Here is a 13,571-nt window from a genome sequence, read left to right as displayed (position 1 = left end):
AATGTATTAACCAAAATGGCCTTTAAACAATTTATGACTAAATTTTCTAAACAAACGTGGTTAAATAACTATTCAAAACACGTACCTACAACTATTGACAATAATGCTCAGACAATATTGGATTTTTATGAAAATACTATAATACAATTTCCTTATAAAATAGCTTTATCTTGCCATGAAGTAGACTTCACTTACTCAAAACTAGATGACCTAGCTACAAAATTAGCTAGCTATCTACAGAATAATCTTGGTGTACAAAAAGGTGATAGAGTTGCTATAATCTTGCCAAATTGCGTCCAATTTACAGTTAGCTTATTTGCATGTATAAAGATTGGAGCTATTTTTGTAAACATTAACCCACTGTATAAGTCTGATGAGTTAGAAGCTATACTAAATAGTTGTAATGTGAAAATTGCTATTGTTTTAGATATGTTTGCCCACCATATTCAAAAAGCTAGGATAAATATACATTCTCTAGAAAATGTTATAGTGACTAATATCTCTGACTTATATTCATTTCCAAAAAAGCAGATTATTGGATTTATATCAAAATACCTTATTAAAGATAAGCCAAACTATAACAAAAACACTTTTATTTCATTTAACAAAGCTATGACTGCGGATAAAAAGCTATATCAAAGACCAAATATTACAACAGAAAACATTCTTTGTTTACAATATTCAAGTGGTACTACAGGCAAGCCAAAAGGAGCTATTCTCACACATAATAATGTTGCTTCTAACATTAAACAAGTCTGGGCCTGGATTAAAGCAGATATGGATTTATCAGAGCAAATAGTAATAACGGCCCTACCTCTGTATCATATCTTCTCTCTAAGTGCTAACTTGTTTTGTTTTTTCTTTGCAGGAGCAAAAAACATCTTGATACCAAATGCCAGAGATATTAAAAATCTTATCAAAACAATGTCACAAAATGAATTTTCTATTTTTAATGGCCTTAACACTCTTTACATGGCGATGTTAGAGCACCCTGATTTTGATAAAATTAATAAAACGAAATATAAATACTCTTTAAGTGGAGGCATGCCTATCTCACGTAAGATTTATTTACAGTGGTTAGATAAGACTGGTGTTGAGCTTAAAGAGGGTTATGGAATGACTGAGATGTCTCCTGCAATCTCTCTAAATAAGTTTAATGTTTCTGAAAATGATTATTTTGGCACTTGCGGATACCCTATCCCAAGTACTGAACTTAGTATACGAGACATAGACACACATCAAGAAATAGTAGAATGCTTTAAAGAAGGAGAAATTTGGCTCAACGGACCCCAAAAATGTCAAGGATTTTGGGATGACGAGGAAAGTAACAAACTCTATTTTACTGAAGATGGATGGTTGAAAACTGGAGATATTGGATATATTGACAAAAAAGGCCGTCTAACAATCTCTAGTAGACTCAAAAATATGATTATTGTTTCCGGATTTAATGTATATCCTAGAGAAATAGAGATATGTATTTTAAAACTTAACCAAATAAAAGAAGTTGCAGTTACTGGAATAGCATCAAAAACTTCGGGAGAACGCGCTATAGCATTTATATCGTTAGAAAAAGGAGCACAATTGACAGAAAAAGACATTATTGATCACTGTAGAGAAAAACTCGCTAGCTACAAGATACCAAAATCTTGCATCTTTGTTGAATCTCTTCCCAAAAATAATACTGGTAAGATTGACATTAAAAAGCTAAAAAATGACTTTCTATAAAACCTTACTAAAAATTCCAACTTTACATTTAAGTTCTTTTGGCATAAGCTTTCGCCATATTTTTGTATTTAATTTACTTTAAAATTTGACATGCAAGCAACTACACCTTCTCCTACCCAAAGCTTTTGGAGTCAAAAACGCACTATTGTTGCTCTAGCAATAAGCTTGCTTGCTTTGGCAGAAATAGTTGATTTAACAATCGTTGCTGTAGCCATACCACAGATTATGGGAGCTATTGGCGCAAACGTTGAAACCATAGCTGATGTGACAACCGTGTATATAGTTTCTGCGGCTATATTTATATTGCTATCTGGTTTAGTAATAGAAAAATATGGAATTAAACGTGTAGCGCTAGTTTCATCGATAGTTTTTGGTGTCTCATCTATTATGTGTGGCTTATCTACATCGCTTACAGAGATGATTATTTTTAGAGCATTTCAAGGGATAGGCGGAGCATTTTTGCCTTCTGTAGCTCAAACGTATATCTCAACAAACTTCAAAAATGATGAATATAAAAAAATGATGACCATATATAGTATGGTTATTGTCATGGGACCTATACTTGGACCAATCCTGGGTGGTGCAATATGTGAAAACATGTCTTGGGAATGGATTTTTTATGTCAACGTGCCTTTATGTATAGTAGCTTTTATTATCATTTTATTTATGATGGAAGCTACTACAATTAAAAAAATGAAAATAGACTACACAAGTTTTAGTTTTATGGCGATAGGTGTGGGCTGCTTAGAATTTTTTATTGATAATGGTAATACTAATGGTTGGTTTGATTCTATAGAAATGATTATCTTATTTGCTATATCTATAATATCATTAGGGTTTTTCATATGGCGAGGTTTAATTTATTCCTCGGTAGTTAAGTTTAGAATTTTTAAAAATATTAATTTTGTACTGGCATGCTTTTTATGTTTTACTTTCGTTTTACTATTTTCTGCAGCAATGGCGTACTTACCTACTATGCTACAACAAGTGTATGGCTATCCTGTCGATTTAGCTGGTTATATCACAGCTCCTAGAGGTGTTGCTGCTGTATTTGGGGCAGCGTTTACCCAAGCTTATCTAGTAAAAAAAATAGGTGTAAGAAAAACAATAAGCCTAGGTATAATCACCTTTGGTGTGTCATGTATTATGCAAGCCCATTTTTCAGCTACCGCTAATGAATTATATATAGTAATAACTACTATGATACAAGGAGTTGGTATGATGATGTTTTTTATACCTTTTATGAGTATATTAGTTGTTGGTATCGCCGAAGAAGATATGGGAGATATGTCAGGTTCATTTAACTTTTTTAGAAATTTTGGAAGCTCTGTTGGTACAGCTTTTGTAGCTACATTCATATCTAGAAGCCAACAAACCAGCTTTCAAGAATTATCACAGAATATTTCTTCTCTAAACCAAAATTTTCAAGCATGGAGTAACAAAATACCTCTTTCAGACCCTACCGTTATTGCTATAGCAAAACAACAAGTAATCCATCAAGGGAATTTATTAAGCTATCTAAACTCATTTTATATAGTTGGTATACTTAGCTTTTTTTTAGCTGTTATACCATTTTTATTAAAAGAACCACCAGAAGATATTCAAACAATAGTTGCACATTAAATTAATTATTATAACAAGGTTAGCAAAATGCCAGAAACTAAAGAACAAAACCCACAAAAAGATAATAAAACAACAAAGTTCTCACCAAAAAAAATTGCTATTGGTATCAGCATTATTGTAGTTACAGGTTTTAGTATATATGGGTATTATATGTATAATAAAATATATCCTAGCACAGATAATGCCTATGTTGATGCTAATGTCATAAATATATCTGCTAAAGTTGGAGGATATATTGAAAAGGTGTATGTTCAAAATAATCAATATGTGCATAAAGGTGATAAATTAATCCAGATTGACCCTACTGACTACCAACTTAAGGTTTCCCAAGCTAATGCCAGTTTGATTCAAGCAAAAGGACAATTAGCTGTAGCAAACGAGCAAGTATCGATAGCAAGATCAAATCTTATAAAGACAAAAGCCTCCCTTGAAACTGCAACAAGTATGGCTGATAGGTACGTTGAACTTTATAATGAAGATGCTGGATCATTACAAGACGCTCAAAAGTATACTGACCAACGCGTACAAGCAGAAAAAGCATCTGACCAAGCCTTTTCATCTTTAAAACAAGCCTTACTCCAAGTTGAGATAGCTAAAGCTCAAGTCCACTCTGCTCAAGTAAATTCCGAAAACGCCAACTTAAACTTAGGATATACAACTCTTAGAGCCCCTTCTAATGGTTATGTTTCTAACTTAAAAATATACAAAGGACAGCTTATATCCCCAGGCCAACCCTTATTTGGTTTTATTGACAATAAAAAATGGTGGATAAATGCTAACTTTAAAGAAACAGATCTTGATAGGATTAAAACTGGACAAAAAGTAAAAGTTAAACTAGACATGTATAGCCATACATATACCGGGAAAGTTGATAGTTTAAGTTATGCCACAGGCTCTGTCTTCTCACTATTACCTCCTGAAAACGCTACTGGGAATTGGGTGAAAGTTACCCAACGTTTTCCTGTTAAGATAGTCTTAAAAGATGATCCTAATTATCCTTTACGCGTTGGTGCAAGTGCAACTGTGAAAATTAATACTTTATAGGTGAGAACTATTATGTTAAAGAAAATTACGCTACCTATAATTTTAATTACAACTACTTTAGTTACATCTAGCTGTAGCTTCTTCAGTCCTAAGTATGAAAAACCAGAAATAGAGGTGCCTGCTCTTTGGAACAGTCAAAATAAAGACATTGAGAATACAAAGGATTGGGACCTAACAAGTCTAGCATGGTGGCGTGAATTTAATGACCCTGTATTAAACAATCTTATCACTACCGCGTTAAAAGATAACAATAGTCTACAAGTCTCAATAGGCAATATTCTTCAAGCAAACGCAGAAATAAACAAAGCTAACTATGGTTGGCTACCTACAGCTAGCGTTGGTGGAGGCGGGTTTATTGCCCAAACATTTGATACCAATTCCAGTACTAGTATTCCTAATTTAAACATCCCTAGATCAACTCTAGCTGGTGGTGGTCTTGTGGGTATAATTCCAAGCTACACTATCAACATAGCTAGACAATTTAAACTAGGCGAAATCTCCAGGTTTAGCAAAAATATGCAAGAAAATATTAAAAATGCTACTCGTCTTTCTATAATTAGCCAAGTTAGTGCAGCTTATTTTTCATTACTTACAGCACAAGAACAACTTAAACTACAATCACAAATGGTAAACCAGTTAGAGCTACTTTACCGTTATGCTAATGCTCAGCATAAACTAGGCGCTAATTCCCCTATGCTGTCAGAATTAATTAAGCAGCAATTAGAATCCGAAAAAGGTAAAGTTGCTACTATCAATAATGATATAGTGCACTTTCAAAATACTCTTAAAATATTGCTAGGTAAAAATCCTGGAAAAATTACTACATCACGAAATCTTAATGATATAAACGCTAACGTTAAAATCCCAGTCAATATGCCTTCTCAGGTTTTAGAAAACCGTCCTGACATAGCTATAGCTGAATATAAGCTTAAAACAGCTAATGCAAATATTGGTTTAGCAAGATCACAATTTTTCCCTAGCATAGATCTAACAGGAACTTTTGGTAATGCAACTTTAGCTTTAGGTGAATTAGCAACTATGAATGCTTGGGCTTGGGCGGCTCAAGCGGTTTCTGCTGTACCTATATTTAACATGAGCATTTTAGCTGATAGTGACAAAGCTAAAGCGCAATTTTACCAAGGGTATTATGATTATATCTCCACACTTCAAAAAGCATTCCAAGATGTTGATGATAGTCTGTCTGAAAGAACTGCAAATAACACAAATTTCAACAAACAAAAACTTTCTTTAGAATCTACAAGAAAACAACAAAGTATACTTTATAAACAGTATCAAAATGGTGCTATTAGTAAGGCTGAGTTGACAGGAATCGCCTTGAATATCCTTAATCAACAAATGCAAACAAATCAAGCTAAACTAAAATCACTAATAAGTATCGTTAATCTTTACCAAGCTTTAGGTAGTGGTTACAACGTTGATAACTATAGTGACCCTAATTATAACAATCCTGCCTTTGGTAAATAGTGATTAATTAAGAGGCGTAGTAGCTACTAGCGTAATCCGTTTCTCATCACAAAAGAAGAATGACTTTATAATCAGAATTAGATGGGTGGTAACAAGGCAAAAATATTCGAAAAAGCGCAGTTTACACGTAGTATAGCTAACGATACTAAAAAGTAGTACGTCATCAACTATGTTGCTAATTTCTTTATAAGACCTTCAAATCTCTTTTTAGATCTCTAATTTTAGCATTAGCAATGACTATAATTTTTCTCATAACAGCTACAAGTGCTACCATCTTCTTTTTACCCCTTTCAACAAGATCTCTATAAAATATTCCAAGCTTACCATTACTTCTAGCAGCAGTTAATGCTGACATAAATAATATAGGTTTTAAATCAGCTCTACCACCATAAGTCTTTCTATAACCAACCTTCTTACCACTTTCATACGGATATGGAGCTACTCCTGCTAAAGAAGCTATTTGTTTACGGTTTAAGTTTCCTAACTCAGGCATCAAAGCAAGTAAAGATGTGGCTGTAGCATTTCCTAAACCAGTAACCTCTTTAACTAATAGATCTCTAGCTTTTACTAAGTATTGGCAATCATCGACTAACTTATTTATATAACTTTCTATAATCATAATCTCTTGTTTATAGAATCCTATCATTCTTTGGTGAGAGTCTTTTGTACATTTTTGGTCTGGTGCTTGATATCTATTTTTTTCAGCTACTAACTGTTTTTTAATATCTTGTTTTCTAAGAATATATTTTATAAGCTTCTGCATTTTATCATCATTAGGTTGATAACATTCTAGATCACGGTGTCTTTCATACCCATATTTAGCTAGTCCAATAGCATCAATATTATCTGATTTACCTAATTGACCTGTAGAACGAATAAAATGTTTAACTACTCTAGTATTAGCTCTGTGAACAACTATATTCTTAGCTATTAAATACTCAAGTAAAGCTTTTTCATAGCCTCCAGTAGTTTCAAGAACTACAAAAGAATTATCCTTGAGTATAGGATGATCTGATAAAAGCTCATCAAAACCAGTTAAGTTATTAAGATATTTAAAAGTCTTTTTCTTAGCATGAATTGCTACTACAAAATCATTCTTTGATATATCAATACCGATAAAATTATGATACATTTCAAGTATCTCCTTAGTATGTTTATAAATGTTTGCGATTGTAAACGGTCGTTAAAACCAAGCAACTATCCAAACGTATTAAGGAGATAACCCAAGTACCTTGATGACGACGATTGTTTAAATCTATTCCGGGACGGTCGCTTGGGTTATAATCAAAACTATTAAACAGCTCTGATTTAACTCCTTAGTAAACATTATACTAAGAATTTAACTTACAATTCCGTCAGGCTTGACCACGGAATCTACTGAAATAGCTGGTTTTAAGCTATTTCAGTTAGTACTACTTTTATGACTAGTAGGCTATAAATGAGCATTTTGAGAATATTTTTAACACAGTTAGAAACGTATAATTTTAGTTTGCAACAGTCCAAATTTCTCATTAAATTTTTCAGGAGTGTATGGTTTATTAATAATTGATTTTGCTGAAGTAGACAGATGGCCTATATCTTCGAACACACACTGGTTCTCAAGATATTTTTTATAGGAGATTGCAATTCGAGAGTTAGCATTATGCGATAACATTTTAAATTCCGCAACGTCCCATAAATAATACACTATATTCTGGCCATCACAAAAACTTATGTTATAGCATATATAGTTTGTGTCTTCACGCATCATAAGATCGATTTCTATCCTTCTTCCATTTATATTTTGGATCCCTAAGGAAGCTTTTGGAGTAATAAATTTTTTTCTTTCGTTCAGGGGCACCTCCTCCAATCTATACCATTTACTTCGATGCAACATAATATCGGCAGATGGAATTTCTAGTTTATCAAAACTAGTGCCTGTAATTTTTTGGGTTTCCATTTTTTTGAATTTTTGAATCAAATCTTCCCTAGTTTTAAAGAATTTATGAGATTCCACTATAAAGTTCTCCTTATCTCTACTTTGTCCCATCAATTAGTAATACGTATGTATTACTATAGTTTTTCTATAAATAGTATGACTATTTCCAAGAACTAAGTCTCATAAAATAATCATATATACCAAAATTTTATTTCAAGCAAAACAAAATAATCGCTTTACATTAAAAATTTATTAACCATTTTAATTTATTTTAAATAGTTATGTAAACTTAAAAATTTACTTTATTAAATAATACAATAAAATAACTTAATAATAAACATAAAATTAAAAGAATTTCGGAATTGAAATAAATATTGAGAATACAATCTAGCAATCTATATAGAGCCTGTTGCTTAAATAATTGTTTTAAACAATGCACCGCAATCACTAGTAAGCTATAATAAACAATAATTTTCTATTTATGCTTCTAAATTATATGAAAGATTGTGAATTTATACTCAAGCAAAATGGTAAGATAAGTAGGCTTACTAATAAAACTTTTAATTTTGATGGGCAAATTGAAGAAGGATTTTATTCTGCTAAATATTTCTTAAAAACTCAACAAATCTTAGAGCAGCAACCCTCTTCTGCTATTGTATTATTGCAATTTTTTCAACGCAAAGAAAAGGCTATACTTTGCGGCGTGGACGAATCTTTAGCTTTAATTCAAAAGTTTGCTAAAAATCACGATAAATTAGAAATCAAAGCTTTACATGATGGCGATGAAATATCAGCTTTTGAGCCAGTATTAACAATAAAAGGTGAATATAAAGTCTTTGGTTTTCTTGAAGGTATAATTGACGGAATACTAGCACGTAGAACTAGTCTAGCTACTAATGCTTCTGATCTTGTAAATTTACTCAATGACAATCAAGAAATAATTTTCATGGGTGACCGAGAAGACATATACACAACTCAATCAGGTGATGGTTATGCTGTAAATATTGGTGGAATAAAAAAAGTAGCTACCGATGCTATGGGTGCCTGGACCGGTGCCAACGGTATAGGAACTATGCCTCACGCTTTAATTCAAAACTTTAATGGTGATTTAATAAAAGCTTGCCAAGCTTATGTAGAAACTTTTCCAACTGAACCTTTAATAGCTCTTGTAGACTACAATGATGACGTAATCATAGATTCACTAAAAGTAGCTCACCAATTTGGTCAGAAGCTTACTGCTGTGAGAGTTGATACCTCACCTACAATGGTTGATAAATATTTTCTGAGAAACCCTGAGCATATGGGCAGCTTTGATCCACGTGGAGTAAACCCAAATCTTATAAAAATTTTACGTAGCACACTCGATAAAGAAGGTTTTCACCATGTAAAAATAATAGCTTCTGGCAACTTTGATTACGAAAAAATCAAACAGTTTCAGAATGATGCTACTCCTGTTGATATATATGGCGTTGGTAGTTCACTCTTAAAAGTAAAGATAGGTTTTACAGGAGACTGTGTAGAGCTAAACGGTAAACCCCAAGCAAAATTAGGTCGCAAAAAATTAGATTCAAGTAGATTAACATTAGTCAAATAGGTACAAAATGAACATAGTAAAAAATTTTAATCCTAAAAGATATTCAGAAAAACTTGTACAATGGCTCACCGATAGCTGTATAAAATATCCTGCCGAGGGTTTTGTAATTGGTATAAGTGGTGGTATAGATTCTGCAGTCTGTGCATCACTTTTAGTCAAAACTGATCTTCCTATAACAGCTTTAATAATGCCCTCAGAAAACAATCCCGAGCAAGATATAGTAGATGCTTTAGAACTTATAAATAAATTAAAAATTCCATATCATATAATCCCAATCCAACCAGTTTATGAAAGCTTTCTACAATCTACACAAGTATTTACAAATTCACAGAATGATAGACAAAATGTCATAAAAGGTAATGCTCAAGCTCGTTTTAGAATGATGTATTTATATGCTTATGCCCAACAAAATAATCGCATAGTAGTTGGAACAGATAACGCTTGTGAGTGGTATATGGGTTATTTTACTAAATTTGGGGATGGAGCAGCTGATATATTACCGTTAATAAATCTTAAAAAATCTCAAGTATTTGAATTGGGTAAATACTTAGATGTTCCAGCAAATATTCTAACTAAGGCGCCTTCTGCTGGTCTTTGGCAAGGCCAAACAGATGAAGATGAAATGGGAGTTACTTATCAGGAAATAGATAATTTTCTCGACGGTAAAGAAGTATCGCCAGCAGCGCTTGAAAAAATAAGCTACTGGCATAATCGCTCTCACCATAAAAGAAGAATGGCTTTAATACCAGATTAAAAATACTACTACCCGAAATCATAACTATTTATTGCTTGCATTATTTTACCACTCAACAAACTAAAAATTTATATACAATAAATTTAAGCTTCTTATGTATAAAGGATATAAATTTTAATGAACAAGGTACGTTACCTCAAGGCATACATGATGAAAGTTATCTTAGATTGTATTCTCAGTGTTTATTTTTATTCCGAAATGCGCCTCATTAGGAGTTAAGTAATTTAAACATTTCTTAGATCTATTATTCAAGTCAATTTGTAACTTAAAACTTATAACTATTTAATTATCAACCATGGTCTTTAAAAATTGGAAATGGTGAACAAACTCCTGATAAGTGTATTCTTCTTTAATCGATAAAGCATTTGTATTCTTAAATATGTATTCTCTATTTATATGCTACCGCAACGCCACAGCCGTAATGATGTGATAAAATTTTTAAACACTTAATTTTAGTAATCGTATTTATTGCTTTATTTTTTCCATTATGAAAATATATATTATATTCATACCCTGCCGTATTACTTTTATAAACTATGACTTTTATTTTTCCTTCCTCTATATTACTAATTGTCCATGAAAAACTCGTACTTTTATGGGATCTATGTATATCTGTCAATTTCCATGTATTTCGATCCAATATAATATTAGCTTTGGGCAGTTTTAGGATGCTATAGGAATTATGCTGCATGGAATCTACTTTAGGGTTCTCAAAAATATCAAAGTCATCAACATCTGCAATCCCCCCCATGTAAAGTCCTCAAAAACTTTAAAGTTACTATTATTTGCTGTCTGCTGTACTTTAGAGCCTTCAAAAGTTTTAAAGTCACTGTCATCTGCAGTCTGCTGCACTTTAGGATAATCAACTAGTTGATTCAGTTTTTGCCCTTTTCTTAAGAAATGATCTCTCACACTATCAGCTATTTTAAAAAAGTTATTCATTTTTCCATAGCCTGTGTACATAAGTGATGATGGAGTATGAAGGTAAACACGAGTTAATTTATTCCAAAATAAATTAACGTATAGCTCTTTATAAGATTCATCTATTTTTGCAAGATCTCCGGAGACGTTATCGGGTGGTCTAAAGGTGCTAATATTATAAAGGTTTGAAACAAAATTCGATGCTGCTCTTAATGGGTCTCTGCTAATTGTAAAGCCCAGGGATGTATTCTTAAGTGCATTAAGAGCAACTACCTTTGACTGATCTTCCCAGTATTGTTGAGGGTATTCATTTTCTTTAAAGTAGCTACTAAATTTTTTTAATTTTTGTTCATTTTCCTTTTTTTGTACCTCACATAAACCTTCATGACCAATATATTTATCATCTTGAAACAACCCTGTAGGAAATATCTTCCGAGCACCTTCTTTATATTTCTCAGTAAAATCTTTATAGAGATTATAGTTTTCTTTAAACTCTGTCATTATTTTCAGGTCTCTTAATATTGGTATGGTTTTTTTTCTCTTATAGGCTCAAAACAAATTTTGAAACCGACATCATACCCAGCGATTGGTGTTTCTTCTATTATACTACCAATATCTCGCCTTATCTTGGAGATAAGCGCATCTTTGTCGCTTACATTGCAATACTTAACTAAAATAAAGCAAAAATTTTTATTAGTTGGATAAATTTCTTTTAATGGTAAAAAATCTATATCAAAATATAGTCCTCCAAAATTAGCAAGAAAATAAAGGATATAGTGATCTTTTACAAAGGCATAGTAATACGGTTTATTGCATAATTTATAAATTTCTAGCATAAACCTGAAATTTTCTGTTTCCACCGGTGTTTCTCCCAAATTAGATAAATAACTCTCAAAGTTAACTACTATTACAGGAATCCATTTAAACCTATCTTCTACTTCTTTTTTTAAGTCCCACCTTTCCTTATCTGGATAGAAGATACGCTGATCAAGCATCCAGACTTCTCTTTGCCCGGAAGTAAAGCTTTGCTTAAAAGCGATATGGACTATGAAGTTGTGCTCATAGACGCAACTGAAACACCTTGCCAGCGCCAAAAAAAGAGTAAAGAATAAGAAGCTTATTAAGAACCGCAACAACAAACAAAAGCAGTTTTACTCTGGCAAGAAGAGAAGGCATACTTTAAAGACTCAGGTTGTGGTTGATCAGAAAACTAAAGCAGTGATATGTACGGCATTTTCAAATGGCAAGCGTCATGATTTTAGGCTGTTTAAAGAATCCAAAACCAAAATACATGCTGATATAGTTAACTCCATATAAAACTATTACGAATAGCATTGAGTTACGGAGCATTTATATTTTCTGATAAAAGCCTTTTTCTCAGCCCATTTATTTTCTATAGGATTTAAGTCAGGTGAATAAGCAGGTAAAAACTCAACGATATGTCTAGCCTTTAACAATATCATCTAACATTCCAAAATTTTTATGAAACGTTGCATTATCCATAACAATAACAGTCTTTGTCTTTAAGTTAGGAAGTAAGAAATGCTTTATCCAAGTTTTAAACACTTCAGTATCAATGTTGCAGTTGAATAAGCCAACTGCAAATAGAATTTTGCCAATCAACGCACCTATGACGTTAGTACGACCTTTAGCACCCCAGTCACAAGTTCCATAACATCTTTCTCCTTTAATAGAGGAGCCATGTGTTCGAGGCATATCTAATGCATGACCAGATTCATCTAGGTAACAAATAGGCAAACCTTTAGCCTCATATTGTTCAATCTTTTTCTGAAATAATTTTCGCTTGCCTTCGTCTGCTTTGGGGTGAATCAGAGTTTTTTTTATATGTAACATCTAACTATTTAAGATTCTAGCTAATACAATGCTCGCTAACTCCCAACCTTTGAGCTCTTTCTCTTAAATATGCATCAGGATAGTCAAATATATCTTGTTTTAACTTAACTAAATCAAGTTTGGTATTAGGCTTATTTCTTGTACCTTTAGGTAAATTACCTTTTAGCCACTCTTGGATACTTCTAACACTAATATTAAATCTATTTGATAATTTTAAAAAGCTAACACCTTCTGATTTTAGCTTTAATACCTTCTTTATAAAGTGATGCGAATATGCCATAAGAGTAAATAAAAAATAGTATACTACTTTTATACGTAGTTAGCTATAAATATAGAAATAGAAGAAAAAGATTTGGGCTAAGATTCAATTTAATAGCTGGCATTTATAACCTAGAATTACATAAATGAGTTTCGAAAGAGGTCTAGTGAGATTCGGCATCAACTTTACAACTAAATAAAATGGTTTTTGAACGCTCTAGTAATTTACATTCTTCTGATACTTTCTTATCAAATCGTTTACTAGCAGAATGTCTGACTCGATACTTTGCATGCTCACTTTTAACTATAATCCAACGTTGCTGAACACCTGCGTAGTTTGCATCCAATTCAGTATAGCTGTATAACCGTATCTAGACGGATGCTGATAAGAGGAA

14 protein-coding genes and 3 pseudogenes are annotated in these 13,571 nt (G+C 32.3%); 8 read left to right on the top strand and 9 right to left on the bottom strand.

The features are described 5' to 3' along the window. Window positions 1-33 precede the first annotated feature (33 nt). The 4 genes from E4K63_RS01960 (at window position 34) to E4K63_RS01945 (ending at window position 5,877) form a co-directional block, all read left to right on the top strand. Window positions 34-1,725 (top strand): long-chain-fatty-acid--CoA ligase, encoded by a 1,692-nt coding sequence (locus tag E4K63_RS01960; protein WP_133941628.1) that lies wholly within the window; start codon window positions 34-36, stop codon window positions 1,723-1,725. A gap of 90 nt (window positions 1,726-1,815) precedes the next feature. Continuing rightward, a complete protein-coding gene (locus E4K63_RS01955; protein ID WP_133941532.1) occupies window positions 1,816-3,348 on the top strand; it encodes an MDR family MFS transporter in 1,533 nt (510 codons plus the stop codon). Between the two features lie 27 nt (window positions 3,349-3,375). After that, complete coding sequence (locus E4K63_RS01950) at window positions 3,376-4,392, top strand: HlyD family secretion protein (protein WP_133941530.1); 1,017 nt, start codon at window positions 3,376-3,378, stop codon at window positions 4,390-4,392. A 12-nt stretch (window positions 4,393-4,404) separates the two neighbouring features. After that, window positions 4,405-5,877, top strand: coding sequence for an efflux transporter outer membrane subunit (locus E4K63_RS01945; RefSeq protein ID WP_133941528.1), 1,473 nt, complete (start codon window positions 4,405-4,407; stop codon window positions 5,875-5,877). A gap of 184 nt (window positions 5,878-6,061) precedes the next feature. On the opposite strand, the gene E4K63_RS01940 is transcribed toward E4K63_RS01945, so the two are convergent. Both E4K63_RS01940 and E4K63_RS01935 read right to left on the bottom strand, forming a co-directional pair. Further along, entirely contained in the window at window positions 6,062-7,009 is a 948-nt protein-coding gene (locus E4K63_RS01940; RefSeq protein ID WP_179965679.1) for an IS110 family RNA-guided transposase, read from the bottom strand. Window positions 7,010-7,345: 336 nt separating this feature from the next. Next, entirely contained in the window at window positions 7,346-7,873 is a 528-nt protein-coding gene (locus E4K63_RS01935; RefSeq protein WP_133942449.1) for a hypothetical protein, read from the bottom strand. A gap of 418 nt (window positions 7,874-8,291) precedes the next feature. On the opposite strand from E4K63_RS01935, the gene E4K63_RS01930 reads away from it, so the two are divergent. Both E4K63_RS01930 and nadE read left to right on the top strand, forming a co-directional pair. Continuing rightward, on the top strand, window positions 8,292-9,389 hold the full coding sequence (locus E4K63_RS01930) for a nicotinate phosphoribosyltransferase (RefSeq protein ID WP_133942448.1): 1,098 nt from the start codon (window positions 8,292-8,294) through the stop codon (window positions 9,387-9,389). A 7-nt stretch (window positions 9,390-9,396) separates the two neighbouring features. Beyond that, window positions 9,397-10,143, top strand: a complete 747-nt coding sequence (nadE, locus tag E4K63_RS01925; protein ID WP_133942447.1) for an NAD(+) synthase — start codon at window positions 9,397-9,399, stop codon at window positions 10,141-10,143. Between the two features lie 162 nt (window positions 10,144-10,305). On the opposite strand, the pseudogene E4K63_RS08365 reads toward nadE, so the two are convergent. From E4K63_RS08365 to E4K63_RS01915, 3 genes and pseudogenes are all read right to left on the bottom strand, one after another. Continuing rightward, window positions 10,306-10,410 (bottom strand): annotated as a pseudogene (locus tag E4K63_RS08365) (IS30 family transposase); the annotation flags it as partial. A gap of 429 nt (window positions 10,411-10,839) precedes the next feature. Continuing rightward, on the bottom strand, window positions 10,840-11,565 hold the full coding sequence (locus E4K63_RS01920) for a hypothetical protein (protein ID WP_133942445.1): 726 nt from the start codon (window positions 11,563-11,565) through the stop codon (window positions 10,840-10,842). A 14-nt stretch (window positions 11,566-11,579) separates the two neighbouring features. Then, on the bottom strand, window positions 11,580-12,059 hold the full coding sequence (locus E4K63_RS01915; RefSeq protein ID WP_133942444.1) for a glycosyltransferase: 480 nt from the start codon (window positions 12,057-12,059) through the stop codon (window positions 11,580-11,582). Here E4K63_RS01915 and E4K63_RS01910 point away from each other — a divergent pair. Beyond that, a pseudogene (locus tag E4K63_RS01910) lies at window positions 12,033-12,366 on the top strand (transposase); the annotation flags it as partial. The gene E4K63_RS01915 and the pseudogene E4K63_RS01910 overlap by 27 nt on opposite strands. Before the next feature lie 20 nt (window positions 12,367-12,386). Here E4K63_RS01910 and E4K63_RS08360 read toward each other — a convergent pair. Genes E4K63_RS08360 through E4K63_RS01900 form a run of 3 tightly spaced genes read right to left on the bottom strand, consistent with a single transcriptional unit; the run spans window position 12,387 to window position 13,198 of the window. Beyond that, window positions 12,387-12,527 (bottom strand): transposase, encoded by a 141-nt coding sequence (locus E4K63_RS08360; protein ID WP_208318269.1) that lies wholly within the window; start codon window positions 12,525-12,527, stop codon window positions 12,387-12,389. Further along, on the bottom strand, window positions 12,508-12,918 hold the full coding sequence (locus E4K63_RS08180) for a transposase (protein ID WP_208318268.1): 411 nt from the start codon (window positions 12,916-12,918) through the stop codon (window positions 12,508-12,510). The genes E4K63_RS08360 and E4K63_RS08180 overlap by 20 nt, the downstream gene beginning before the upstream one ends. Before the next feature lie 16 nt (window positions 12,919-12,934). Beyond that, a complete protein-coding gene (locus E4K63_RS01900) occupies window positions 12,935-13,198 on the bottom strand; it encodes an IS630 transposase-related protein (RefSeq protein ID WP_133942443.1) in 264 nt (87 codons plus the stop codon). Window positions 13,199-13,233: 35 nt separating this feature from the next. On the opposite strand from E4K63_RS01900, the pseudogene E4K63_RS01895 reads away from it, so the two are divergent. Then, window positions 13,234-13,326 (top strand): annotated as a pseudogene (locus tag E4K63_RS01895) (IS5/IS1182 family transposase); the annotation flags it as partial. A 14-nt stretch (window positions 13,327-13,340) separates the two neighbouring features. Here E4K63_RS01895 and E4K63_RS01890 read toward each other — a convergent pair. Further along, window positions 13,341-13,523: a hypothetical protein gene (locus E4K63_RS01890; protein WP_133942442.1), complete on the bottom strand. Its 183-nt coding sequence runs from the start codon at window positions 13,521-13,523 to the stop codon at window positions 13,341-13,343. Window positions 13,524-13,571 lie beyond the last annotated feature (48 nt).

The organism is Allofrancisella inopinata, assembly GCF_012222965.1.
GTDB lineage: Bacteria > Pseudomonadota > Gammaproteobacteria > Francisellales > Francisellaceae > Francisella > Francisella inopinata.
Note: the sequence above shows the minus strand (reverse complement) of the source record. Positions and strands in the feature narration are given on the sequence as shown.

Coding starts and splice junctions, on each gene's coding strand:
- E4K63_RS01915 (WP_133942444.1), bottom strand. CDS start 12,059: ATGCTTGATCAGCGTATCTTCTATCCAGATAAGGAAAGGTGGGACTTA.
- E4K63_RS08180 (WP_208318268.1), bottom strand. CDS start 12,918: ATGTTACATATAAAAAAAACTCTGATTCACCCCAAAGCAGACGAAGGC.
- E4K63_RS01900 (WP_133942443.1), bottom strand. CDS start 13,198: ATGGCATATTCGCATCACTTTATAAAGAAGGTATTAAAGCTAAAATCA.
- E4K63_RS01945 (WP_133941528.1), top strand. CDS start 4,405: ATGTTAAAGAAAATTACGCTACCTATAATTTTAATTACAACTACTTTA.
- nadE (WP_133942447.1), top strand. CDS start 9,397: ATGAACATAGTAAAAAATTTTAATCCTAAAAGATATTCAGAAAAACTT.
- E4K63_RS08360 (WP_208318269.1), bottom strand. CDS start 12,527: ATGATATTGTTAAAGGCTAGACATATCGTTGAGTTTTTACCTGCTTAT.
- E4K63_RS01960 (WP_133941628.1), top strand. CDS start 34: ATGACTAAATTTTCTAAACAAACGTGGTTAAATAACTATTCAAAACAC.
- E4K63_RS01940 (WP_179965679.1), bottom strand. CDS start 7,009: ATGTATCATAATTTTATCGGTATTGATATATCAAAGAATGATTTTGTA.
- E4K63_RS01920 (WP_133942445.1), bottom strand. CDS start 11,565: ATGACAGAGTTTAAAGAAAACTATAATCTCTATAAAGATTTTACTGAG.
- E4K63_RS01950 (WP_133941530.1), top strand. CDS start 3,376: ATGCCAGAAACTAAAGAACAAAACCCACAAAAAGATAATAAAACAACA.
- E4K63_RS01930 (WP_133942448.1), top strand. CDS start 8,292: ATGAAAGATTGTGAATTTATACTCAAGCAAAATGGTAAGATAAGTAGG.
- E4K63_RS01955 (WP_133941532.1), top strand. CDS start 1,816: ATGCAAGCAACTACACCTTCTCCTACCCAAAGCTTTTGGAGTCAAAAA.